At 35.7% G+C, this 23974-nt stretch carries 24 protein-coding genes and 1 pseudogene; all 25 read left to right on the top strand.

The genetic code is table 11. From position 1 onward, the window contains the following. Positions 1–48: 48 nt before the first annotated feature. The gene (locus BMY66_RS10300; RefSeq protein ID WP_090395090.1) at positions 49–1527 is read left to right on the top strand and encodes an MBOAT family O-acyltransferase; all 1479 of its coding nucleotides are present in this window, start codon (positions 49–51) and stop codon (positions 1525–1527) included. Between the two features lie 119 nt (positions 1528–1646). Further along, positions 1647–2600, top strand: a complete 954-nt coding sequence (locus tag BMY66_RS10295) for a hypothetical protein (protein ID WP_143064530.1) — start codon at positions 1647–1649, stop codon at positions 2598–2600. A 22-nt stretch (positions 2601–2622) separates the two neighbouring features. After that, complete coding sequence (gene rfbG, locus BMY66_RS10290) at positions 2623–3726, top strand: CDP-glucose 4,6-dehydratase (protein ID WP_090395088.1); 1104 nt, start codon at positions 2623–2625, stop codon at positions 3724–3726. 140 nt (positions 3727–3866) lie between these two features. Beyond that, a complete protein-coding gene (locus BMY66_RS10285) occupies positions 3867–5633 on the top strand; it encodes a phosphotransferase (protein WP_242942707.1) in 1767 nt (588 codons plus the stop codon). After that, the gene (locus tag BMY66_RS10280) at positions 5623–6339 is read left to right on the top strand and encodes a sugar phosphate nucleotidyltransferase (RefSeq protein WP_090395087.1); all 717 of its coding nucleotides are present in this window, start codon (positions 5623–5625) and stop codon (positions 6337–6339) included. The genes BMY66_RS10285 and BMY66_RS10280 overlap by 11 nt, the downstream gene beginning before the upstream one ends. A gap of 16 nt (positions 6340–6355) precedes the next feature. Continuing rightward, entirely contained in the window at positions 6356–7870 is a 1515-nt protein-coding gene (locus BMY66_RS10275) for a BCCT family transporter (protein ID WP_044935257.1), read from the top strand. Between the two features lie 22 nt (positions 7871–7892). Beyond that, positions 7893–8942: a hypothetical protein gene (locus BMY66_RS10270; protein ID WP_090395086.1), complete on the top strand. Its 1050-nt coding sequence runs from the start codon at positions 7893–7895 to the stop codon at positions 8940–8942. A 23-nt stretch (positions 8943–8965) separates the two neighbouring features. After that, positions 8966–9394, top strand: coding sequence for a sugar 3,4-ketoisomerase (locus BMY66_RS10265; protein ID WP_090395085.1), 429 nt, complete (start codon positions 8966–8968; stop codon positions 9392–9394). A gap of 2 nt (positions 9395–9396) precedes the next feature. Beyond that, positions 9397–10323 carry a glycosyltransferase family 2 protein gene (locus BMY66_RS10260; protein ID WP_090395084.1) on the top strand — a complete coding sequence of 309 codons (927 nt, stop codon included), beginning with the start codon at positions 9397–9399 and terminating at the stop codon, positions 10321–10323. Next, positions 10323–12014 carry a glycosyltransferase family protein gene (locus BMY66_RS10255; protein ID WP_090395083.1) on the top strand — a complete coding sequence of 564 codons (1692 nt, stop codon included), beginning with the start codon at positions 10323–10325 and terminating at the stop codon, positions 12012–12014. The genes BMY66_RS10260 and BMY66_RS10255 overlap by 1 nt, the downstream gene beginning before the upstream one ends. 6 nt (positions 12015–12020) lie before the next feature. After that, positions 12021–12545 (top strand): GNAT family N-acetyltransferase, encoded by a 525-nt coding sequence (locus BMY66_RS10250; protein ID WP_090395082.1) that lies wholly within the window; start codon positions 12021–12023, stop codon positions 12543–12545. Between the two features lie 21 nt (positions 12546–12566). After that, positions 12567–13661 (top strand): DegT/DnrJ/EryC1/StrS family aminotransferase, encoded by a 1095-nt coding sequence (locus BMY66_RS10245; protein ID WP_090395081.1) that lies wholly within the window; start codon positions 12567–12569, stop codon positions 13659–13661. Between the two features lie 11 nt (positions 13662–13672). Then, positions 13673–14713, top strand: a complete 1041-nt coding sequence (locus tag BMY66_RS10240; RefSeq protein WP_090395080.1) for an acyltransferase family protein — start codon at positions 13673–13675, stop codon at positions 14711–14713. 15 nt (positions 14714–14728) lie between these two features. Further along, positions 14729–16186: a DUF6056 family protein gene (locus BMY66_RS10235; RefSeq protein WP_090395079.1), complete on the top strand. Its 1458-nt coding sequence runs from the start codon at positions 14729–14731 to the stop codon at positions 16184–16186. Between the two features lie 5 nt (positions 16187–16191). Next, entirely contained in the window at positions 16192–17274 is a 1083-nt protein-coding gene (locus tag BMY66_RS10230) for a glycosyltransferase family 4 protein (RefSeq protein ID WP_090395078.1), read from the top strand. 19 nt (positions 17275–17293) lie between these two features. Next, positions 17294–17911 (top strand): acetyltransferase, encoded by a 618-nt coding sequence (locus tag BMY66_RS10225; RefSeq protein ID WP_090395077.1) that lies wholly within the window; start codon positions 17294–17296, stop codon positions 17909–17911. 15 nt (positions 17912–17926) lie between these two features. Continuing rightward, complete coding sequence (locus tag BMY66_RS10220; protein WP_090395076.1) at positions 17927–18565, top strand: sugar transferase; 639 nt, start codon at positions 17927–17929, stop codon at positions 18563–18565. Positions 18566–18596: 31 nt separating this feature from the next. Next, positions 18597–19571 carry a choloylglycine hydrolase gene (gene bsh, locus BMY66_RS10215; RefSeq protein ID WP_090395075.1) on the top strand — a complete coding sequence of 325 codons (975 nt, stop codon included), beginning with the start codon at positions 18597–18599 and terminating at the stop codon, positions 19569–19571. 84 nt (positions 19572–19655) lie between these two features. Then, on the top strand, positions 19656–20288 hold the full coding sequence (locus BMY66_RS10210) for a flavin reductase (RefSeq protein WP_090395175.1): 633 nt from the start codon (positions 19656–19658) through the stop codon (positions 20286–20288). 12 nt (positions 20289–20300) lie between these two features. After that, positions 20301–20699 carry a hypothetical protein gene (locus BMY66_RS10205; RefSeq protein WP_090395074.1) on the top strand — a complete coding sequence of 133 codons (399 nt, stop codon included), beginning with the start codon at positions 20301–20303 and terminating at the stop codon, positions 20697–20699. Between the two features lie 30 nt (positions 20700–20729). Beyond that, positions 20730–21311, top strand: a complete 582-nt coding sequence (locus tag BMY66_RS10200) for a hypothetical protein (RefSeq protein WP_090395073.1) — start codon at positions 20730–20732, stop codon at positions 21309–21311. Between the two features lie 513 nt (positions 21312–21824). Further along, positions 21825–21908, top strand: a pseudogene (locus BMY66_RS13990) (SEC-C metal-binding domain-containing protein); the annotation flags it as partial. Between the two features lie 244 nt (positions 21909–22152). Then, a complete protein-coding gene (locus BMY66_RS10190; protein WP_044935314.1) occupies positions 22153–22485 on the top strand; it encodes a helix-turn-helix domain-containing protein in 333 nt (110 codons plus the stop codon). Between the two features lie 2 nt (positions 22486–22487). Continuing rightward, positions 22488–23243: an ImmA/IrrE family metallo-endopeptidase gene (locus tag BMY66_RS10185; protein WP_090395071.1), complete on the top strand. Its 756-nt coding sequence runs from the start codon at positions 22488–22490 to the stop codon at positions 23241–23243. After that, positions 23236–23799, top strand: coding sequence for a PIN domain-containing protein (locus BMY66_RS10180; protein ID WP_090395070.1), 564 nt, complete (start codon positions 23236–23238; stop codon positions 23797–23799). Before BMY66_RS10185 ends, BMY66_RS10180 begins: the two co-directional genes overlap by 8 nt. Positions 23800–23974 lie beyond the last annotated feature (175 nt).

Genomic DNA, 23974 nt, shown 5'->3' with positions numbered 1-23974 from the left:
AGTTAATACCTGTATATACTAGGTGTTAGAAAGGGATATATACCATAAATGTTATTTAATTCAATAACTTATTTGGTTTACCTGCCAGTAATGGTGTTGGTTTACTATTTAATACCAAAGACTTCAATCAGAAATCTATGGCTTCTTGTTGGAAGTTATTATTTCTATATGAATTGGAATGCACGCTATGCGCTACTATTGTTTTCAGCAACTGCAGTAACATATTTAGGTGCATTAATTATATCAAGATTAGCAGAAAGTAACGCTAGTCAGTTAAAAAGAAGAGCCTGTTTGATAGTATGTTTATGTATTAATCTCGGAATACTTGGAATATTCAAGTATTCCGCTATGGTTATAAGATGGATTAATAACATATTTGTAATTATTGGAAAACAACCAATGCAAGGGTTTGATTTAATTCTTCCTGTTGGAATTTCTTTTTTTACACTTCAGGCAGTGGGATATTTAATAGATGTGTATCGTGGAGATATAGCTTGTGAGAAAAATTTCTTCACTTATGCCTTATTTGTATCTTTCTTTCCTCAGTTAGTTGCGGGGCCAATTGAACGTTCCAAGAATCTATTAATACAACTAAAGACACATAGTAGTTTTAAGTATGAAAACATTCAAAGGGGAATATATTACATCCTCTATGGTCTGATGGTTAAAATGGTAATAGCAGATAATTTGGCAATGTATGTGGACGCTGTATACTCCGACACTATTACATATTCGGGATGGTATATTGTCACTGCTACAATTGCATTTGCATTTCAAATATATTGTGATTTTTATGGATATTCTATAATCGCAAAAGGTTCAGCATGTTTACTCGGAATTAATTTGATGAGCAATTTTGAGGCTCCATATTTGGCTAAATCAGTTCGGGAATTTTGGAGAAGATGGCATATTTCTTTATCTACATGGTTTAGAGATTATTTATATATACCATTAGGCGGAAATAAAAAAGGAACAATAAGAAAGTATATTAATTTATTTATTGTATTTGCAGTAAGTGGCTTGTGGCATGGAGCTGCATTTTCGTTTATTCTATGGGGAATAATAAATGGCATTTACCAAATAATTGGAGATATCATAAAGAAGCATTTAAGAAAAGATGAGAAAAGAACTGTACTTTTTTGCAGAAAAGCACTTGATACAGTCATTACATTTGTTTTAATTGACTTTGCATGGCTGTTTTTTAGAGCAGGATCATGGTCACAGGCTAAGTTTATTATAAACAATTTTATAACTAATATTGATAATTTTGAAGGGCTGAAATATGAATCTATTAGAATTGCATGGGGATTCCCTGTCAATATGGTTCAAGGTGTTACAGTGGCATTAATAATACTTGGAATAATAGATTTTGAAAAATATAAAAATGTAAGTGTTGTTGATAAGATAATTGTCCAGGATGTATGGTTTAGATATGTTATTGTTATTGCGTTAGCAATCTTTGTTTTGACTTATGGTTGTTATGGCCTTGCATATAATCCTCAGCAGTTTATATATTTTCAGTTTTGATAGGTGGTAATAGCATGCATAAAAGAATTAAAAATCTAATTATTGCAGTAATAGGCGTTGTGCTATTACTATTCAGTGTAATCCACTATTCGTACATGGTGAGAGGCTATACAAAGTTAATGGGATTCTATAGTCTAAAAGATAATAGCGTAGATGTCGTTTTTTGCGGAACATCGGTTACATTTTCCGCATTTATGCCTATGGAAGCTTGGAATGATTATGGTATCGTGGCGTATAATTATTGTACGAATGTCCAATTTGAAAATTCGTTGAAGTATTCATTGGTAGATATTGAAAGAACACAAAAACCACAGGTGATTATGGTGGATATTGCTCCGTTCTTGTATTCACATTATGCAGGTAATCAGGATTGGGATGATGATAATCATGAGTTATTTATCAAGTACAATTTGGATAGTAGAAAATATACATTAGATAGGTTCAAATTGGTAAAAGAAATAAATGACGACATGAAAGGTGATTTTGAATCATATTGGTATTATTATTTTGATATCGATAGATACCATACAAATTATGTGAATTATAATCACTTTAATAATTCGGAAAAGGACATAACATATGGCTATGGTTATCTAGAACATAATCAAGGCGGTGCCTTTTCTCTTGAGGACACAGCAATAGATGATGGAAGTGAACAACCATTAAATGAGCGAGAGCAGTTTTATTTGGATGAGTTAATAGAAACTGCAGATACTATAGATGCTGAAGTCGTATTCTATTGTGCTCCAGTTTATTTTAGAAATTCTACAGAATTTGGCAAAAAGAATTATATAAAAAAGCAGATTGAAAAATCAGGGTTTAAATTTGCTGATTTTTCGGGAGATATAGATGAGATAGGATTGGATTATACATCTGATTTTTGGAGTATTAATCATTTTGATGCCTTAGGTGCAGAAAAAGTTACAAAGCATTTTTCGGAATATCTTGTTTCTGAATTGGGAGTGCCAGATAGACGAAAAGACGATAGGTATTCATATTTGAATGATGATTATAAAGATTGGTTAGAATTAAAATCAGAATATGAATTAAGAGATTTGGGGCAGGCTCAATAGATTTGTTGGTAGAGGTGAAGCTGTGAATTTATATTTTTATAAGAATAAAAAAGTATTAATAACAGGACATACAGGATTTAAAGGCTCCTGGATGTGTAAAGCGCTTATAAATGCTGGAGCTGAGGTGACAGGTTATGCACTATCAGCACCTACAAATCCCTCTTTATTTGAATTATGTGATTTGGAATCACAGATGAATTCTATTGAAGGAGATATTCGCGATTTAGAGCAGTTGTTAAAGGTGTTCAAAGAGATTCAGCCTGAGATAGTGATTCACATGGCTGCACAGCCTATAGTTCGTGATTCATACAAAGATCCGGTGTACACATATGAGACTAATGTTATGGGAACGGTTAATATATGTGAAGCTGTTCGTCAGACACCAAGCGTTCGTTCATTTGTTAATGTGACTACAGATAAAGTTTATCTAAACAAAGAATGGCAGTGGGGATATCGTGAGAACGAGGAGCTAAATGGATTTGATCCATATTCGAATTCAAAGTCTTGTTCAGAGTTAGTAACATCTTCTTATAAGAACTCTTTCTTTACTGATGTTGAATATCAGAAGGAATATGGCTGTGATGCTCCCGCAGTTTCTACCTGCCGCGCAGGTAATGTTATTGGTGGAGGCGATTTCGCCAATGATAGAATTATTCCAGATTGCATTCGAGCTGTCTCTTCAGGACAAGAGATTGTGGTTCGTAATCCATATTCCACACGTCCATATCAGCATGTATTAGAACCAGTTATGGCATATCTAATGATTGCAGAGGCTCAGTATAAAGACAGAAGTCTGGCTGGCAGCTATAATGTCGGTCCTGATGATGTTGACTGCTGGACTACTGGTGAATTAGTACAGTTGTTCTGCAACAAGTGGAACAAGGTAACTGACGTAACTTCTCTTGGCCATGCATCCTGGATTAACAAACATGATGGTGGACCACACGAGGCAAATTTCCTTAAGCTTGATTGTAGTAAGCTCAAAAATACATTTGGCTGGAAGCCTGTATGGAATGTAGAGACTGCCATGGAAAAGATTGTGGAGTGGTCCGTTGCATATATGAATGGGGATGATGTGGCTGAGGTTATGGATAGGCAGATTGAGGAGTTTTTAACAGAATCATAATACTATTTCGATATAAATATCGTATGCAAGGCAAATACAGTTGCTGGATTTATGTTGTCAGGAATATATGTCTCCTGATACAGTTGACAGCAACTGTTATTTTTGTCAAAATGTTCATGAAAATAAGAAAGGAGAAAAACGTGAACGGAATCGAATTAGATATTCTTAAAAACATATATTTGAATCAGGAATGCAGCCAAAGAACAGTGGCGATGAATACTGGATATTCTTTGGGACGTGTTAATAAAGCTATAAAAGTTCTTTGTGAGCAGGATTATATCAATGATGATTTACAGGTGTTAAGTAAAGGTGCTGAATTGATCGTAGCTAATCGACCACATAACGCAATTATCCTTGCTGCAGGATACGGAATGAGGATGGTTCCTATTGGGAAGAACATGCCTAAGGCATTGATGGAAGTAGATGGAGAGCCATTAATAGAGCGTTTAATTAAACAATTAAAAGAGGTTGGCATACATGAAATTACAGTAGTAGTTGGATTTATGAAAGAGGCCTTCGAATATCTTATTGACTTATATGATATTAAATTGGCTATAAATACAGAATATGCCGATAAGAATAATTTGCACTCACTGTATTTAGTAAAAGAAAAGATTGCAAACACATATATATTGCCTTCTGATATCTACTTTTTCTCAAATCCTTTTTCTAAAGTTGAAGCATACTCATGGTACATGATTTCAAATGAACAGAATGATAATAGCAATGTCTATATAAATAGAAAACTGGAATTGGTAAAGACACATGATCAATCACATAACAATTTTATGGTTGGAGTTTCATATATTAATAGAGAGGACTCGATACAGCTTAAAAAAAGAATCGAAGAATTAGAACATGACAGTAAAAATAAAAATGCATTTTGGGAGGATGCATTATTTGACAAGGACAGAATGTATATTAATGCGAAAATGATAAATGCAGCCAATGTTGTCGAGATAAATACATACGAGCAATTGAGAGAGTTAGATAATAAATCCAACAGTCTTAAATCGGATGTAATATCGATTATATCAGAGACACTTAATTGCAGAAAAAGTGATATAGAAAATATAAAAGTATTAAAAAAAGGAATGACAAACAGATCGTTCTTATTCGAGGCACTGGGGCAAAAATATATAATGCGAATTCCTGGTGAAGGAACAGATAAGCTAATAAACAGATATCATGAGCAAAGCGTATATAAGGCAATTGCTGGAAAAGGAATTTGTGACGATCCTGTTTATATTAATGCAGATAATGGATATAAGATTACCAAGTTTTTAGATGGGGTTAGACCCGCTGATTCTAATGATGACAAAGATATCCGTAGGTGCATGGATAAACTTAGGGAGTTTCACAACCTAAATCTTGAAGTGCAACATATCTTTGATATGTATGAGGAAATAGAGTTTTATGAAAAACTAAGGGATACAACGTCGATATATCGAGATTATAGTACAACGAAAGCTAATATCTTGAAGTTAAAAGAATATGTTGATAAACATGTCGAAAGAAGAGCTCTTACACATATTGATGCAGTTCCGGATAATTTCCTTTTTTATACAGATGAAACTGGGGTGGAACAGCTCCAATTAACAGACTGGGAATATGCAGGCATGCAAGATCCGCACGTGGATATTGCTATGTTTTGTATCTATAGCATGTATGATAAAGAACGGATTGATAAGTTGATTGATATATATTTTGAAGAAAAATGTTCGGTTCAAAATAGAATAAAGATATATTGTTATGTGGCAATAGCTGGTCTATTATGGTCAAACTGGTGCGAATACAAGCTAAGCCTAGGGGTAGAATTCGGAGAATACGCTATTAGGCAATATCGATATGCGAAAGAGTATTACAAGATTGCCATAGAGGAAATGGAGAAGCTTAATGAAAAATAAAGTTGAACGTGCAATTATAATGGCGGCAGGCCTTGGAAATAGAATGCGTCCTATTACTGATGAAATACCTAAACCACTGGTAAAAGTAAATGGAACTCGCATGATTGATACTGTCATAGATGGTTTAATGAAAAATGGAATTAATGATATAACTATTGTCGTTGGGTATAAGAAGGAATGTTTTGAAATACTTAAGGAAAAGTACCCAAATATCAATCTTGTCGAAAACAGATATTATGACCAATATAACAATATCTCATCACTTTATTCTGTAAGGGACAAGCTAGACAGAGCTTGCATAATATTGGATGGAGATCAGCTAATCTATAATGATAAAATCCTTGCACCTGAGTTTGATTTATCAGGATATAGTGGTGCGTGGGTTGAAAATGACACAGACGAATGGTTGATGCAAGAAAAGGATGGAGTAGTAACAGAATGCTCTCGCACGGGAGGTTCAAAAGGATGGCAGCTTTATAGTATCAGTCGTTGGACCAAGGATGATGCATTGAAATTAAAGAAATTTGTTCAGTTGGAATTTGAAAATGACAACAGACAGATATATTGGGACGATGTGCCAATGTTTTGTCATTTTAAAGAATTTACCTTGGGTATAAATCCTATTAGTAAAGAGGATTTAGTAGAAATAGATAGTTTTCAAGACTTAGTTAAACTTGATAATACATATTCAAAGTATACGATTTAATAGATAGGGGGAAATAATGAACAATAAAAGTAGAATTGACTGGCTTATAACTTTTTTACCATTTATTTTGATTATGACTGTTGCGGGGTCATTCTTTATTCAGCCGGAATTATCAAATGAAATACTCAGTAAAATTAGATTCTTTTTTGGAGACACATTAGGTGTATACTATTTGATAATTGGCATTGGTGTATTTTTGATTTCGATATATTTGAGTTTTTCAAAAATAGGAGATATCCGACTGGGTGGTCAGGATGAAAAGCCTAAGTATTCATTCTGGACATGGGGAAGTATGATGTTTACATGTGGCCTTGCAGCAGATATTCTTTTCTATTCGTTTGCTGAATGGATTATGTATGCCACAAATCCACATGTTGCTGAACTGGGCTCAATATCAGAATGGGCAAATGTATATACATTGTTTCATTGGAGCTTCATCCCTTGGTCTTTCTATTTAGTTCTTGCAGTTGCTTTTGGCTTTATGTTGCATGTCAAGAAAGTAAATAGACAGAGATATTCAGAAGCTTGTAGGCCTGTAATTGGAAATAAAGCAGATGGATTATTGGGAAGAGTTATCGATTTATTTGCTATATTTGCACTTTTGGCAGGAACTGCTACTACATTTAGCGTAGCTACACCATTGATGGCGACAATAGTTTCCAGATTATTTGGAATTAATGTAGATCGTTCAGTGATAACAATAATCATTTTAGTTATTACCTGTATCGTATATACTTATGCAGTTATCCATGGAATGAGAGGAATTAGTCTCCTGGCAAAGGCATGTATGTTCTTATTCTTTGGCCTTTTAGCATTTGTTTTCTTATTTGGAGGTCAAACAAGATATATAATAGAAAATGGTTTTGAATCCTTTGGTAGAATGATACAAAACTTTATTGGATTATCAACATATGTAGATCCACAGCGCCAGAATAATTTTCCACAGGACTGGACAATATATTATTGGGCATATTGGATGGTATGGTGTATCGCAGCTCCATTTTTTATCGGAAATATATCTAGAGGAAGAACTATAAAGCAGACTATAATAGGCGGATATTGCTTTGGAGTTGGCTCTACAATAATTAGTTTTATAATTCTAGGAAACTATTCATTATCGCTCCAGGTGAAAGGTGCAAAAGATTTTATTGCTGAATACTCTGCAACTGGCGATTTGTATGATATGATATTAAGTGTTATAGATACAATGCCTTTCCCTACATTAGTGATGATAGTATTACTGCTTACTATGATGGCCTTTTATGCCACATCATTTGATTCTATTGCATTTACAGCAGCAAGTTATAGCTATAGGAACTTAGGCGAGGATGAAGTACCAAATGTATTTATACAGTTGCTATGGTGTATATTATTGATTGTATTACCAATAGCATTAATTTTCTCTGAAAGTTCCATGTCTAATATTCAGTCAGTTAGTATTATTTCAGCGTTTCCAATCGGAATAATAATGATAGTTATGATATGGGGTCTAATAAAAGAATGCTTAAATTTTATTCGGGAAAAAGAATAGCGAAGTAAGGAGTTAACATTTAATGAAGGTAATAACCTGTGCAAGTTACTATGGAAGTGGGTCTAGTGCACTTACAGATTTAGTGGCAGAATATTCAAATGTAAAGGATTTATCAAATTTTGAATTTCGTTTTTTACATGATACAGACGGAGTAAGAGATTTGGAATATCATCTAGTTGAAAATCATAATCGCCACAATTCTGGACATGCATTAAAGCGATTTGCTAAATTGGCTCATTTTAATGAAGGTAATTTCATGAGCAAAAGATATTCGAATTTCTTTGATGGTAATGAGTATAGAGATATTACTGCTGATTATATTAACGATTTGACAGATTTTGAATGTACAGGATGGTGGTTCTACGATTTATATGATAAAGGACCAAAGATATATTACTTATATCAGTTGGCAAATCATTTCTTCAGAAGAATACCAGGTCAACCATTTAAGATTTTAAAAAATGAACAAACATTATATTCCCATCCAACAGAACAGGATTTTTTGAAGTATACACAAAAATATATTTCAAGATTACTTCGAGCTTTAAATAAAGAAGATAAAGAGTATTTGGAAATTGATCAAATTCTTCCGTCTTCCAATATAGAGCAAGTAATGAAATATTTTGAAGATGAAGTATTTGTGTTTGTAGTGGATAGAGATCCTAGAGATATTTATTTATCTGAAAAGTACTATTGGAAAGAGGGAGTTCTTCCAACAGATCCAGATAAGTTCTGTGATTGGTTTTTATATTGTAGAAAAGCTGGAAAGGGAGTAATTGAGGAGTCGGAGCATGTAATTAAGATTCAATTTGAGGATCTTTTATATAAGTACGACGAGACTGTAGCTCGTGTAGAAAAAGCTGCTGGTTTAAAAGCAGAATTGCACGACAAACAGTATACAAAAATGAACCCACAGCGTTCGATTGTAAATACTAGATTGTGGGAAAAGTTCCCAAATGATCATGGTGTTAAAATTATCGAAGAGAAGCTAAAAGACTATTTGTATGATTATTCAGAGATTGATATTGATAATGTCAAGGGAATAAAGACAAATGAATCGAGCATTTTTTAATGTGAATGGAGTAGAAAAGATATATGAATGTGCAAAATAAGACTGAAATGCTGGAATTTACAGAAAGAGGTGATGACAGAGGTCACCTCGTAATATGTGAAGGTGGAATAGATATTCCATTTGATATTAAGAGGATCTTTTACATATATGGCTCGGATTCAGAAGTGGTCAGAGGGCAGCATGCCAATCGCAATAGTGAGTTCGTGCTAATAAATGTAGCAGGTACAAGTAAAGTGCGAGTAAAAGATGGCAAGGGAAATGAAACAGTTTACTCATTGAATCGACCACATACCGGCATATATTTGCCTAAAATGGTTTGGAAAGATATGTATGAGTTCAGTGAGGATTCAGTTTTATTGTGCTTAGCAAGCACTCATTATGATGCTAGCGAATACATTAGAGACTATGATGAATTTGTAGAAATTATGAATAAAGAAGGGGAGCAAGAGTAAATATGAAAGTATCATTAGTGATTCCCGTTTACTATAATGAGGGGAATCTTCATCCTCTTTACGAAGATTTAAAAGAAAAGTTTATTAATAAGATTGACTATGACTACGAAATTGTGATGGTTAACGATGGTTCAGGTGATAACAGTTGGCAAGTAATGCAGGAAATTGCCGCTATAGATAGTCATGTTAAAATATATAGTCTGTCTAGAAATTTTGGAAGCCACGCAGCATGCCTGTGTGGCCTTTCGAGGTCTACAGGAGATTGTGCAATTATCAAGGCTGCAGACCTACAGGAACCAACAGAATTAATTCTAGATATGGTAGAAAGCTGGAAGCAAGGAAACAATGTTGTACTTGCTTGTCGTGAGGCTCGTGAGGAAAGTAAAGCACAGACAGGTTTTGCAAATCTATACTATTGGCTAGTTAGAAAGACATCCCTTCCAAACATGCCAAAGAACGGATTCGATATTTATTTATTGGACAGAAAAGTTATTAATGTTTTAGATTCATTAGATGAGAAGAACAGTGCAATCACTGGTCAAATTCTTTGGAGTGGATTCAAAACAGGAATTGTTTATTATACACGCAAGGTTAGAGAGATAGGAACTAGCAGGTGGACTCTTAAAAAGAAAATTAAGCTTGTTTCAGATACATTGTTCAGTTTTTCAACTATGCCTGTAAGATTTGTTGAAGTTGTAGGTTTTGCATCCTTTGTAATAGGACTGATATGGGCAATCTTTGAAATAGTTGCAAAGGTTGCAGGTATGATTGAAGTTGAAGGATGGACTACTTTGTTTATATTTAATCTTGTTTCTTTTGGAATAGTTATGATTTCCTTGGGAATACTTGGTGAATACGTATGGCGTACATTTGACGCATCTAGAAATAGACCTCCTTATATAGTTGAAAAGGGGGATGAAAAAGAGTAATGAACGTCAAAATTGCTGATTGGTTAGAAAAAGCAGTTATTATCATCCTGATAGGAATTGTAGCCTGGCTCGTATTACTTGCAGGATTTAGTACGAGCTTTCTTGATATTGAACAGAAGACTTTTATGGTAAAAGACAGCATAGTGATAAATTGGTTTGCATTTGCACTTTTAGTTGTTTTGTTAAATATCGTAGATAAAGTTCTAAAGGATAGATTTATTAGATACGCGAAAATAATATCATATGTGTTATATGCGGTGATGATTATAATTGCACTTCTTGTAGTCCTCACTTTACCAAGTGGACCAATTGGTGATCAGGGAGCTGTGTTTGGCATTGCTAAAAGCTGGGCTAGTGGCGACTTTGAAAGCACTTTTGCACAAGGTGGATATTTTGATAGATATCCACAGCAGCAAGGAATAATAATCCTGTTATATTTCTTTATTAAGATTTTTGGTATACATGCAGTTATAGCGTACAGACTAGTCAATACATTAATGTTGGTTGCCATGTACGCTGTTATGTGTAGATATATCGAACAGCATTATTCTGTGCGAGCAAAAATAATGCTTCAAATCTTATGCTGCGTATTCATTCCGCCTATCCTATACACTACATTTGTATATGGAAATATAATAAGCACTTCGCTGTGTGCAATATCGATTATAAATCTACTTGATTACAGGGATTATGCTAAGACAAGCAATATAGTAATGGCGCTCATAGCTGCCTGCTTGGCTATATTTATTCGTGGAACTAGTTTTATTTTCGTTTTTGCAGAATTTGTTTATTGGCTATTAATAACAATCAAAAAATTCGAATTGCGAAAAGCATTTATAGCTCTTGCCTTGATTTTAGTACTAGTTAGCACAAATAAGATAGTTGACATTACAACCTATTCAATAAGTGGCTTACATGCGGGCAAGGGAATGGCTTCGGAGTCTTGGATTGCAGAAGGATTAATTGAGCAGCCGGATAGACGATATGACGGTTGGTATAATGGATATGCCGCTAATACATATGCAGAAAGTGGGTTTAATCACGATGAACATAAGAAAATTGCCCATGAGTTTTTGTCAGAGCGTGTAAATGATTTTAAGCATGATCCGAAACATGCTGTTAAGTTCTTTACGGGTAAAAATGCGTCACAGTGGAACAACCCTACTTTTGATTGTTTTTGGATTAATCAGTTCATGTATAGGTATGATGAGCAACCACATGCTGGTAGTGATAGACTATTATATGAGCCACATGTATATAATATAAGTAAACTATTAAATTATTTACAATTTATGATTTTAATGCTCAGTATGATTGGGCTAGTAATAGAATTTAAAAATCCAGAGAATATTGTATTGTTTGCAATAGTATTTATTGGCGGATTTTTATTTCATTCTATTTGGGAAGCTAATCCGCAAAATACACTATGGTATTATGTGTTTTTTATGCCAATAGCAGCAATTGGATGTACTAATCTATGTGAGATAAATTCAATCAAAAAAGCTAGAGTACAGGGGATTGTTCTTGGTACGTTCTTGATAGTATCGGTTCTCGTGGCAGTGATTTCAAATGGATTTACGAGAAACTTAATCAAAAGAGATAATGACACAGAAGAATATAATAGCTATATCGAAGAAACTACAAAGCTTACCAAAGAAGAACAAATGATTTTTTATCATCAGAGGGATTAAGAATATATGAATACAGTTTTACGTGAATTAAAAGTAGATGATGCTCCACTTATGTTGGAGTGGATGCATGATGAGGAAGTGCAAAAAGGCTTCCAAAAAAAGATGTTGGATATGACAATAGATAATGCGATATCTTTTTGTGAATCATCTAAAATACCGGAAGAATTAACAGAAGGCGTTAGCGTTCATTTTGCAATAGCAGATTCAAATGATGAATATCAGGGCACAATAAGTCTCAAGGATATAAGTTTGAATAATAAATCTGCAGAATATGCAATTAGTCTTAGAAGAGCGTCCTGGGGAAAAGGATTAGCGAAAGCTGCATCTAAGGAATTGCTAGATAAAGCATTTAATGAGTATGGTTTACATAGGGTATATTTAACTGTGCTGGCAGATAATGAAAGAGCCATTCATTTATATGAAAAATGTGGCTTTAAAAAAGAAGGTCAATTACGCAAACACATATACAAAGATGGCAAATATGTAGATTGGTGTCTATATGGAATATTAGCTGAGGAATTTGAAATGTAATTGAAGGAAGGAATGAGATATATGGAAAAGATAATGCCAAATAGACTTGATAGAGGTTTTTTCAAATATCAGGATGAATTTGAAAATAAAGCGATTGAGGTACTTCGTTCTGGATGGTACGTACTTGGAAACGAGGTAAAGCAGTTTGAAGAAGAGTTTGCAAATTATGTTGGAGCAAAGCACTGCGTTGGTTTAGCGAGCGGTTTAGATGCGCTTTGGATTGCATTTAGAATTCTAGGAATTGGTGCAGGTGATGAAGTAATTGTTCAAGGTAACACATATATAGCCAGTGTTATGGGCATTACAATGAATGGAGCAACACCAGTATTTGTTGAGCCAGATGAGTATTATAATATTGATGCTTCGAAAATTGAGGAAAAGATTACAGATAAGACAAAGGCTGTACTCGTTGTGCATTTATATGGACAAGCTTCGAACATGGCACCTGTAGTTGATTTATGTAAAAAGTATAATCTTCGTTTAGTAGAAGACTGTGCTCAATCTCATGGGGCAAAGTTTAATGGGCAAACAACAGGTACATTTGGAGATATAGGATGTTTCTCATTCTATCCTTCAAAGAATCTTGGTGCATTTGGTGATGCGGGAGCTATTGTCACTAATGATGACAAAATAGCAGAGGACACAAGAGTATTTAGAAACTATGGCTCAGAGAAGCGTTATTATAACAAAGTTGTAGGAGCAAATTCACGTCTTGATGAAATGCAAGCTGGATTGCTACGAGTTCGTTTATCTCATCTTGATGAGCTCGCCGAGGAAAAACGTGTCATTTGCGAGAGATATCTGAATGAACTTCATAATGATAAGATTAAGTTACCTCAGATTCGTGAGGGCGCTACTCATATCTGGCATCAGTTTGTAATCAAGTCTGATTATAGAGATGAGCTTATTAAATATTTAGATGAAAATGGAATAGGAACAATTATTCATTATCCAATTCCGCCACATCTTTCAGAAGCATATCAGTATCTCGGCGTAAAAGAAGGTTCACTTCCAATCACAGAGAACTATGCAAAGACAGTTCTTTCAATTCCTCTCTATAATGGAATGACAAAAGAGGAGCAGGATAGAGTAATAGAGGCTATTAATAAATTCTAAGAAGGAAAGCCATGACATCGAAAAGAGAAAGTTGGATTGATATAGCTAAGATAATTGCAATATTTGGAGTTATTATTGATCATACAAATAATATTCTATATTTTAATCAGGATATTGCATTTAGTTCCTATTACAGTGTTACTTTATTTATTTTCTTGATGGGCGTTACAACTTACAAATCATACTGCAATTGTGTTACACCAAGGAAAATATGGAATAAAGTATGGGCTATTACTTATCCATATTTGATAGCTTCATTTATAGTATTTGTATACTATTACAGAATGTTTGATTTCAATATGTACTGGGAACAGGTGCTTACATTTAGTGCAGATGCTCCATATTATTACGTTTTGCTCTATATTCATCTTATTATAGTGAGTCCGATTTTGTTTGGATTATTGAATTACAGCGACAATGCTTGGAAACAGATGATTGTTACTGTTCTTACTGCGTGCGGTTTGGTATATCTTGCTTCGGTTACAACATTATATACAAATATTAAAGACATCTATGGCGGCGGAGGCAAATTGCTTGGTGGTACATATATTATTGCATTATTTGTGGGAATGTTTTTTGAGAAGTATAAGAATGCACTAACAGGCTTGAAGTCAATAACAAAGGTTTTTCTATTGGTCGTTGGAATAGTATTGTTGATATTATGGAGAAATTTTATATGCATAGACAGATTTCAATTAGATCAAAGATTTAAGTTTGGTGCAGGCTTAAATCCGCCTAGTGTAAGCTTGTTAATATATGCATTTCTAATATTTGTTGTAGTATTTTTGTTAGAACAAGTTTTGATGGCTGTAAACTTGAATGCATTAAATTTGATTTGGACAAAAGTATCAGTGTTAGGAAGGCATACTCTCTATATTTTCTTATATCATAAAATGTTTAGAGCATTCATTATGGATAACATGAGTTTTGAAAATCTATGGGTGGCTAGAATAGTTTATTTTTCAATAATGATAATGGGAAGCATTCTTATTGAATACATCGTTAAGACAGTTATAGGATTTGCTAGAAAATGCTATGGAGTAAGACAATAAAAAGGAAATAGTTACATGATTAATAGAATTGGAGAATTATATAAGCATATCATGAGCGATTCAAAAAATAGAAGGAACGCGCTTATTTCAGGTGTTGGAATTCTTATATTGATAGTCTTGATTGCACCAACTGTAATATCAAGTGCTTATTCTGTCATGATTGCCGATGACTTTAGTGCGGGAAGCATGTTTAAAAGAGGTTATACTGGCTTTAATTATATTAAGTACTATTATAATTCATGGCAAGGAACATATACTGGATTGGGGATAATAGCGATATTATCTCCTATTTTGCATGGAGGATTGGACGGATTAAAGTATATTGCAGTTTTTAATTCGATTGCACTATTTGGATCATTCATTTTTCTTTGCAATTCCGTGCTTAAGGAAGTTTTTGAGCAGAAATCATTGGTGACTAGAGTGTTGTTTATACTGCTATCTGTCTTTGTTTTCACTGCCTACAATTCATATTATGAGGGCATCTACTGGTTTACTGGCATGGCAGTATATACAATGCCTTTAATAATTACAATGGTAGGATTGGCTTTATTTATTAGGAAGAATGTGAGAATTAATATCGTATATGCGGTACTGATTTCGTTACTTGGCTTTCTGGGAATGGGTGGTTCTTTAATAATATCAGGCTTTGGTTGCTATGCACTTCTGTTACTGGTTGTGTATTTTGCAATTAAGTGTAAAAAGATTAATATTGGGCACATTTGTATATTCGCTGTCTGGGTTATAGGTGCATTAGTGAATGTGGCAGCACCTGGAAACTATGTTAGACATGATGTCGCAGACTCTTCAGGAATCCATCCGTTTTCAGCAATAATTACATCAATCAAGGTTTATGTTTCTCGAATAGAATGGTTCAACAGTAACACAAGCATCTGGACTGTATTCATGTTGATGATTTTATGCGGCTTATTATTCTATGAGGCTAAAGGATTATCAGTTAAGAATATTGCACTTATGTTATGTGGGACAATTCTTCTTCCGTTTGTAGCAGTGTTCCCTGTCGCATTGGGCCAAGGCGATAACATGCCAAATAGAGTGTTGTTTGTTCTTGATGTATCAATCATCTTCGTTCTGCTGGTAATAGCATTGGTGGTATCTGATTTCATAAAGCATAATGTGATGACGGAAGAGAATAGAAAGCTCATAGTCACATTTATGGTGGTTATCATATTTACAAGCATGGCGCTAGATAATTTCACTTATGAGAATAATGTTTCTTACAAAGTGGCGTCGCAACTTAAAGATGGAGTATTCCAAGATTATCATAGTGCTGTTAGCAAAATATTGGATAAGCTGGATACATATGAGGAAGGCAGTGATGTTGTGGTTTCATTGCAAGAGATGCCAGCAGATATTGAGAACTATAAGAATTTCTATATCGATATGGACCCAGCAGATTGGGTAAATGTGGATATGAGTAATTATTATGGATTTAATTCGTTGAGGGTTGAGTAGAAGGAATGAATATATTAATTATCGCAAACAATGACGTAGGACTGTATCAGTTTCGTCGTGATTTAATAAAAGAATTACTAAAGAACAATGAAGTTCATATCGCATTGCCATATGGCGAAAAAGTAGAAGACTTGGTCCAGATAGGATGTAAATTTATTGATACTCCACTTGAGCGTCGTGGAATGAATCCGCTAAAGGATATAGCACTGTTCAAGTTGTATAAAAAGGTGTTAAAAGAAGTATCACCTGACTTAGTCATCACATACACAATAAAGCCAAATATCTATGGAGGTCTTGCATGTAAACAGGCAGGAGTTCCATATGTAGTGAATATTACAGGCCTTGGAACTGCATTTCAAAAAGATGGTTTGTTAAAGAGCTTTGTGGTTAGTCTTTATAAAAAGGCATTGAAGAAAGCAAAAGTAGTTTTGTTTGAAAATGAAGGAAATAGACAGGTCTTTTTGGAAAATCATATCATCACTGAGGATAGGACTCATGTTCTTCATGGTGCAGGCGTGAATACAGATTTATACTCATTGGTTCCTTATCCTAATCATACAGACGAAGTAAAGTTCCTGTTCGTTGGACGCGTTATGAAAGAAAAAGGCGTAGAGGAATTGTTCCAAGCAATGCAGATGCTATTAAAAGATGGAATAGCTTGTCATCTTGACGTGGTAGGATGGTGTGAGGAAGACTATACAGATACATTGAATCAATATCAGGCAGAAGGCTGGCTTACAAACCACGGTTTCCAGAATGACGTTAAGCCTTTTATCGAAGCATGTGACTGTTTCGTACTTCCATCATGGCACGAGGGTATGGCTAACACTAATCTTGAATCGGCATCATCTGGCCGCCCTGTCATAACTACTAATATTCATGGCTGCATGGAATCTGTGGAGAATGGAGTTACTGGATTTTTAATTGAGAAGCAGAATGCTGTATCACTCTATGAAGGCATGAAAAAGTTCTTAGCTCTATCTTTAGATGAGCGTAAAGCTATGGGCTTAGCAGGTCGTGAGAGGATGGTAGAAATCTTTGATAAGAAGAAAGTTGTAGAAGATACAATAAAGGCTATGGATATTTAATTTGGAGGCTTTTAAATAAATGAAAAAACTTGCGATACTCGGGGCCAGCGGCCACGGTAAAGTTATAGCTGATACAGCGTTGTTAAATGGATATGATGAAATTGTCTTTTTGGATGACGATGAAAGCATTAAGACATTGGGCGAGTATTCTGTTGTCGGAAAGACATCTGAAACATCAGGACCAAAGGCAGATGGATACGATTTCTTTGTTGGAATAGGCAATGCTATTATTCGACAAAGGATGCAAAAATCATTGGTGCAGGATGGGTGTAATGTTGTTACTTTGATTCATCCACAGGCTGTAGTTGCATATGATGTGACTATTGGTGTCGGTACTGTTGTTATGGCAGGAGCGGTCATCAATCCCGGCACTACTATAGGTGATGGCTGTATCATCAATACATGCTCATCGGTGGATCACGACAATACCATCGGAGACTTCTCACATATATCAGTGGGAGCACATACTGCAGGCACCGTAACACTTGGAGAAAGATGTTGGCTTGGAATTGGTGCTGTAGTAAGCAATAATATATCTGTCGCCGATGATTGCATGATTGGCGCCGGTGCGGTAGTAGTAAAGGATTTGAAAGAAGCTGGAACCTATGTGGGAGTGCCGGCTGCAAAGATTAAATAAGCAGAGGTAAGCTGCATGTACGCAAAGTTTTTTAAAAGATTAATAGATTTCATTTTAGCATTAGTGGGGATAGTTGTTCTGTCCCCTTTACTTTTAATACTAATCATTTTAGGAGCAGTATTCATGGGCGGAAATCCATTCTTTACACAGGAACGCCCTGGTCTTCATGAGCGTGTGTTCAAGTTGGTTAAATTCCGTACCATGGACAATCGCCGTGATGCAAACGGTGAACTGCTTCCAGACGAAATACGCTTAAACAAATATGGACGTTTTCTTAGAGCTTCATCTTTGGATGAATTGCCAGAGCTGTTTAATATCCTAGTTGGCGACATGGCTATCATTGGCCCACGTCCGCTTTTGGTCCGCTATCTTCCTCGCTACAACGAGGAACAACGCCACCGTCACGACGTCCGTCCAGGCCTCACCGGCTACGCCCAGGCCCACGGCCGCAACTCAGTCAGCTGGGAAGACAAATTCGCAATGGATGTCTGGTATGCTCGTAACATCTCATTTGCACTGGATTTCCAAATCATTGTAGACACAGTGAAGGCTGTTGTGAAACGCGACGGCATCAGCTCCGAAACATCTGCCACCATGGAGGAGTTCATGGGGACACCGGACGGTGTGGTGAGCCAGTGGAAGGCGCCTAGGTAAAGACAGAATAACAATATTTGGGGAGGTTATTATGTGTACTGCAGCAACATACTATAGCAAAGATCATTACTTTGGTAGAAATCTGGATTTGGAGTTTTCTTATCACGAGACAGTAACTATCATGCCTAGGAACTACAGGTTCCCTATTAGGCATCAGAATGATTTGGATAGCCATTATGCGCTAATAGGAATGGCTTTTGTGGTGGACGACTATCCTCTTTTCTATGATGCCATCAATGAAAAAGGTGTTGGTATGGCTGGGCTGAACTTCCCTGGCAATGCAGACTACAAGGAAATGAATCCTGACAAAGATAACATTGCTCCCTTCGAGTTTATTCCATGGATTTTGGGACAGTGTGCTTCTGTGAAGGAAGCCAGAACATTGCTTGAAAGAATCAATCTCATTAATGAGAATTTTAGCGAGCAGCTTCCTTTATCCCCACTTCACTGGATGATATCTGATAAAACAGAGTCTATAGTTGTGGAGCAAACTAAAGAGGGCCTTCGTATTTACGATAATCCTGTTGGAGTAATGACTAATAATCCAACCTTCGATATTCAGCTCTTTGAGTTAAACAAATATATGGCTCTTTCTACTGAGCCGGCACATAATACTTTTGCTAAAAACTTATCCTTGCAACAGTATAGCCGAGGCATGGGAGCCATCGGCTTGCCTGGGGATTTATCATCCACATCCCGTTTTGTGAAAGCGGCATTCACCCGGATGAATTCTGTATCAGGCGAATCAGAGCTGGAAAGTGTAAGCCAATTCTTCCATATCCTTGGTTCGGTGGACCAGCAGAGGGGATGTGTACATCTAGGTGAAGATGCGTATGAAATCACCATCTACACATCCTGCTGTAATTTGGACAAGGGAATCTACTATTACAATACCTATGAAAACCACCAGATTACTGCAGTGGATATGCATAAAGCGGATTTGGATGGAACAAAGCTGAGTACATATCCGCTGAGACATGGTGAGAACGTGTTGTGGGAGAATTAGGGTTTATTATTACATCGACTTTACACTAGATAACTATATTAATTACATATTCTTCAATTTAAAAGGAGGTAGCATATGGGTGAAATGAACACAAAGGCGATGTACAAATTATCTTATGGGCTGTTTGTGTGTACGGCAGTACAAGGCGACAAGATTAATGGCTGTATTGTCAACACAGCTATTCAAATCGCATCAGAGCCAAACCGTATTTCGGTAGCTATTAACAAGGCAAACTATACTCACGATATGGTGAAAGCCACTGGACAGTGCAATATCTCAGTCATTAGCCAGGATGCTACTTTTGATTTATTCAAGCATTTCGGTTTCCAATCCGGAAGAGATGTAGATAAGTTTGCTGATTATCCAGCCGCGAATTACCAGACCTCAGAAAACGGCATTCCATATATTACAGTAGGAACCAACGCGTACTTTTCATTGAAGGTAGAACAGACTATAGACCTGGGCTCTCATACACTTTTTATCTGCGAGCCAGTAGCCATGGAAGTTCTTTCGAAAGCAGCCTCTGCAACATATGAATACTATCAAAGCAACATTAAACCAAAGCCAGAGGCAGTTGGAACCACTCCAAAGGGAGAGACTATCTGGCGCTGTCGTATATGTGGATACGAGTGGGTTGGAGAGGAACTACCAGACGATTTCATCTGCCCTATCTGCAAACATCCTAAGGCAGACTTTGAGAAAATAGAACAAAGGTAAAAAGGAATCAACATGAAAAAATCTATCATAGAAAAAGCACATGATTTCATCCTGAAAATGCCAAGCTTCTTAGAAAAGATAGTGGCAGCCATATTGTTGGTTGGTGTTGCGTACAGCTGCATCCAATTGGGAATACATGTGGTATCCCTGACTGAGCTGGCATTTGATGAATATATCGAAGATATTTTAATAACTGCATTTAATGCAGTTATTGTTATAGAGTTCATCAGAATGCTTATAAAGCATTCCATGAACACTATAGTCGAAGTCTTGATATTTGCCATCGCCAGGGGACTAGTAGTTGGGCATGAAGCTCCATTGGAAACAATGATACGTATAGTTTGTATTGCGATTCTTTTGGCTTGTCGTAAGTATCTGTTCTATGAGAAGGATTTTGAGGAAGAGATGTAGGAATATAGAGTTAACAAAAAGGGAGAACCAATGAAACTAGAATCACGTCTAAACGAATACACCAAAGATGATTTGTTAGTGCTGGCAGACAATTTTAAAATCAAACTCAGTTCTAGGCTTAAGAAGGCAGAGATGATTGATAAACTGGTTGCGGGGATGAGCAATCCAGAAATAATGCGAACACGCTTGGCTTGTCTTACAGATTCAGAGCTAGCATTGCTTAAAAAGGCAATCAAATCGTCTCAGGATACAGGGATTGATAGAATCATGGACAGCTTTCAGCTGTATATGTACTTCCTCGGAGAGTTCGAAGAAGAGACAGACGATCTTGTAATCTATGATGAAATCAAGGAAGTATATTCCAAAATTGAAGATGAAGATTTTCTTTTAGAGCGAAAGAAAAAGGGCTGGTTCATAAAGTGCCTCCGATTTTTCAGAGAGTACTATGGTGTGGCACCGCTGGAGGTAATCTATAAACTATATCATCTCAAAGTGAAAGATAGCATAAAGGACATGCTCGGAATTATCTTAGAGATTCCACTGGATATCCGAGGCTGCACTGTTTTTCCAGAAGATGAATTACAGGTTAATGAAGCTGGAATAGATAAGTAGCTACATACAGAGTATGGGCTACTAGTACATTTTGATATATTTGAAAGTGGAGAAGTCTATCCTCTGCTACGTAGCCAGGTTGGCAAGGATTTCTATATTCCATCTGCTGCTCAAATAGAAGAAATAACACACGATTGCTATGAATCTAGTTCACTGGCATATAAGAAGCTGCACACATTTTTCATGAAGAAATTACATATGGAAAGTGAGCTAGCTACAACATGGTGCCTTAATGTATGGATGAATAGCTACAATGGAGACAGCCCTACAGAGATAATAAAAGATTTAAATGAGCATGATGCAGTTTTTGATGGGGAAGACCAGATAGGTGAATTTATGAATCTTCTAATGGATGCCCACAATAACACTCGCCTCATCGAAAATCGTGGACACAAACCGTTGGAGCTTCATTCGAATAACTTCACAGGAATTCCAACAATTGTTCCAGGAAGTTCTAAAGCAGCATCTATACTTGGGGAGCTTCAACCTCAACTATCGGCCATGGGTATTCCTGTGGAGCTGGGCAAGAAGGTTTATCCTAATGATCCATGTCCATGTGGTTCTGGAAAAAAGTATAAGAAGTGCTGTGGGAGATAAAAAGTTTAAAGTGACAAATATAGAAGCCATTTTTGCGTAAAAACTGCAAAAATGGCTTTTATAATAATGAAAAATACGGAAAAAAGAAACCTCAGAGGTGAGAAAAATAAATTGTGTCGTAGTAAGCTGTAATAAAAGGAGGTACGACAAATGTATAGAGAAATTGTCATAAAAAACAAAAATGAATATATTGAATTTATGACAAAGGCGCTCTATAATAGAATTAAGAAATGGAGGATTCGATATGGATGACAATATTCAAAGCAATAGGCTAAAAGAATTGCGCAAGAATAGTAAATTGACTCAGGAGCAAATGGCTCAATATCTTGGTGTGGATCAAAGTATGGTTACAAAACTTGAAAATGGAACTAGGGCTCTTAATGTGTCATTGATTGAAAAAATATGTAGTTTGTTTTGTTGTACAGAGGCGTACTTATTTGGAAGAGATGAGGAATACACCCCAGTGACATTTGCTTTTAGGGCAAATTGCATTCAAGCGGAGGATCTAGAAAGTATAGCGGCAGTTAATAAAATAGCACGAAATATCAGATTTATGAATAATTTATTGGAGAAATAGCGATGAAGACAGATCAGGAATTAAATTCACTTGCATTGCAAACTAGAAGGGGTTGGAATGAAGATGGATATTCGCCTATTGATATTTTCGGAATAGTTAATGGGTGGAAGGAAAAAAACATTACTATTCTTAGATATCCATTATCAGATAGAATAAGTGGTATGTGTACCCGAGTGGACAATGATATAGTGATTTGTATTAATTCAAAAACATCATATGGTAGACAGAGATTTACGCTTGCACATGAACTATACCATGTATTATACGAAGATATAGTTGGCCAAGTAATATGTAATAAAAATATGAGCGATAACCAATCAGAATCTGAAAAGGAAGCTGATAAATTCGCAAGCTATTTGTTGATGCCATATGACGCATTGTATCAATACGTAACAAATAATAATGGAAAGTGGACACTTGCAAAAGTTATAGAAGCAGAGCAGTTCTTCCAAGTAAGCCATATGGCTATGTTGTTTAGATTAGTAAGCAATGGCTTCATTGATGAAAAGCAAGAAGAGAATTTTAAAGATATCGCTGTTTCCAGAGAGGCGGCATTGCTGGGATATGGCAAGGAATTATACCAACCAGCATCATCGAATAGAGAATATTTTGCCACAGGAGAATATATTCGTAAAATAGAAGAATTATTTAGCGAAGGTCTAATATCAAACGGCAAGAGAGAAGAGTTATTATTGGATGGCTACAGGGCTGATATTGTGTACAATCTCGAAGAGGAGGAAGGTAACTTGAATGACTAATGAATATTTCTTCGATACGGATTGTTTATCAGCATTTCTGTGGATAAACGATACAAATATATTAAAGGAACTTTATGGAGGACGAATAATATTCCCAAGTCCTGTATATGATGAGTTATCTAATCCAGCTATTCCACATTTGAAGCGGAGAGCTGAAAGTCTGTTAGAAGACAACAGTGCAAGGATTCAGGATATAGAAGTAGGTACAGAGGAATATGATATTTATCAAGCACTTGTTTCAGGAAACGCTGGAAGTAAGTCAATTGGTAATGGAGAGGCGGCGGGAATAGCTCTTGCTAAAGCCTATAAAGGTGTTTTAGCTAGTAATAATTATCGGGATATATCGCCGTATATTGATAAATATGACTTGAAGCATATTGATACCGGCATGATATTGGTAGAAGCATTGAATAAAGGATTGATTAATGAAGAAGATGGAAATGATATTTGGTCGAAGATGCTTGCTAAGAATCGAAAGTTGCCAGGGGAATCTTTTACAGATTATCTGAAAATGAAGTCTACTAATAAAGGATATAAGGAAAAACCTTATATATAAAAAGGAACTAAGTAAAACTTAGTTCCTGAATCCAGCGGCGGATAAGATTTATTTGATATACGCCACTTTCATTTAGCACATGGAAAGTATAACAAATCTTATCCAATGCTACAAATCCGAATTTTACCCACCCTTTACATTTCCCCTCCATAATACAAGTGCAACCATTTGGAAA

Origin of the sequence: Pseudobutyrivibrio sp. C4 (assembly GCF_900111635.1) — a bacterium.
In the GTDB taxonomy this organism is placed as follows: domain Bacteria; phylum Bacillota; class Clostridia; order Lachnospirales; family Lachnospiraceae; genus Pseudobutyrivibrio; species Pseudobutyrivibrio ruminis.
The sequence above is the reverse complement of the archived record's forward strand: the minus strand, read 5'-3'. Positions and strand labels throughout refer to the sequence as shown.

Coding starts and splice junctions, on each gene's coding strand:
- BMY66_RS10225 (WP_090395077.1), top strand. CDS start 17,294: ATGAAAAAACTTGCGATACTCGGGGCCAGCGGCCACGGTAAAGTTATA.
- BMY66_RS10260 (WP_090395084.1), top strand. CDS start 9,397: ATGAAAGTATCATTAGTGATTCCCGTTTACTATAATGAGGGGAATCTT.
- BMY66_RS10300 (WP_090395090.1), top strand. CDS start 49: ATGTTATTTAATTCAATAACTTATTTGGTTTACCTGCCAGTAATGGTG.
- BMY66_RS10205 (WP_090395074.1), top strand. CDS start 20,301: ATGAAAAAATCTATCATAGAAAAAGCACATGATTTCATCCTGAAAATG.
- BMY66_RS10250 (WP_090395082.1), top strand. CDS start 12,021: ATGAATACAGTTTTACGTGAATTAAAAGTAGATGATGCTCCACTTATG.
- bsh (WP_090395075.1), top strand. CDS start 18,597: ATGTGTACTGCAGCAACATACTATAGCAAAGATCATTACTTTGGTAGA.
- BMY66_RS10295 (WP_143064530.1), top strand. CDS start 1,647: ATGGGATTCTATAGTCTAAAAGATAATAGCGTAGATGTCGTTTTTTGC.
- BMY66_RS10220 (WP_090395076.1), top strand. CDS start 17,927: ATGTACGCAAAGTTTTTTAAAAGATTAATAGATTTCATTTTAGCATTA.
- BMY66_RS10200 (WP_090395073.1), top strand. CDS start 20,730: ATGAAACTAGAATCACGTCTAAACGAATACACCAAAGATGATTTGTTA.
- BMY66_RS10270 (WP_090395086.1), top strand. CDS start 7,893: ATGAAGGTAATAACCTGTGCAAGTTACTATGGAAGTGGGTCTAGTGCA.
- BMY66_RS10180 (WP_090395070.1), top strand. CDS start 23,236: ATGACTAATGAATATTTCTTCGATACGGATTGTTTATCAGCATTTCTG.
- BMY66_RS10275 (WP_044935257.1), top strand. CDS start 6,356: ATGAACAATAAAAGTAGAATTGACTGGCTTATAACTTTTTTACCATTT.
- BMY66_RS10280 (WP_090395087.1), top strand. CDS start 5,623: ATGAAAAATAAAGTTGAACGTGCAATTATAATGGCGGCAGGCCTTGGA.
- BMY66_RS10265 (WP_090395085.1), top strand. CDS start 8,966: ATGAATGTGCAAAATAAGACTGAAATGCTGGAATTTACAGAAAGAGGT.
- BMY66_RS10185 (WP_090395071.1), top strand. CDS start 22,488: ATGAAGACAGATCAGGAATTAAATTCACTTGCATTGCAAACTAGAAGG.
- BMY66_RS10210 (WP_090395175.1), top strand. CDS start 19,656: ATGAACACAAAGGCGATGTACAAATTATCTTATGGGCTGTTTGTGTGT.
- BMY66_RS10230 (WP_090395078.1), top strand. CDS start 16,192: ATGAATATATTAATTATCGCAAACAATGACGTAGGACTGTATCAGTTT.
- BMY66_RS10240 (WP_090395080.1), top strand. CDS start 13,673: ATGACATCGAAAAGAGAAAGTTGGATTGATATAGCTAAGATAATTGCA.
- BMY66_RS10245 (WP_090395081.1), top strand. CDS start 12,567: ATGGAAAAGATAATGCCAAATAGACTTGATAGAGGTTTTTTCAAATAT.
- BMY66_RS10255 (WP_090395083.1), top strand. CDS start 10,323: ATGAACGTCAAAATTGCTGATTGGTTAGAAAAAGCAGTTATTATCATC.
- BMY66_RS10235 (WP_090395079.1), top strand. CDS start 14,729: ATGATTAATAGAATTGGAGAATTATATAAGCATATCATGAGCGATTCA.
- BMY66_RS10190 (WP_044935314.1), top strand. CDS start 22,153: ATGGATGACAATATTCAAAGCAATAGGCTAAAAGAATTGCGCAAGAAT.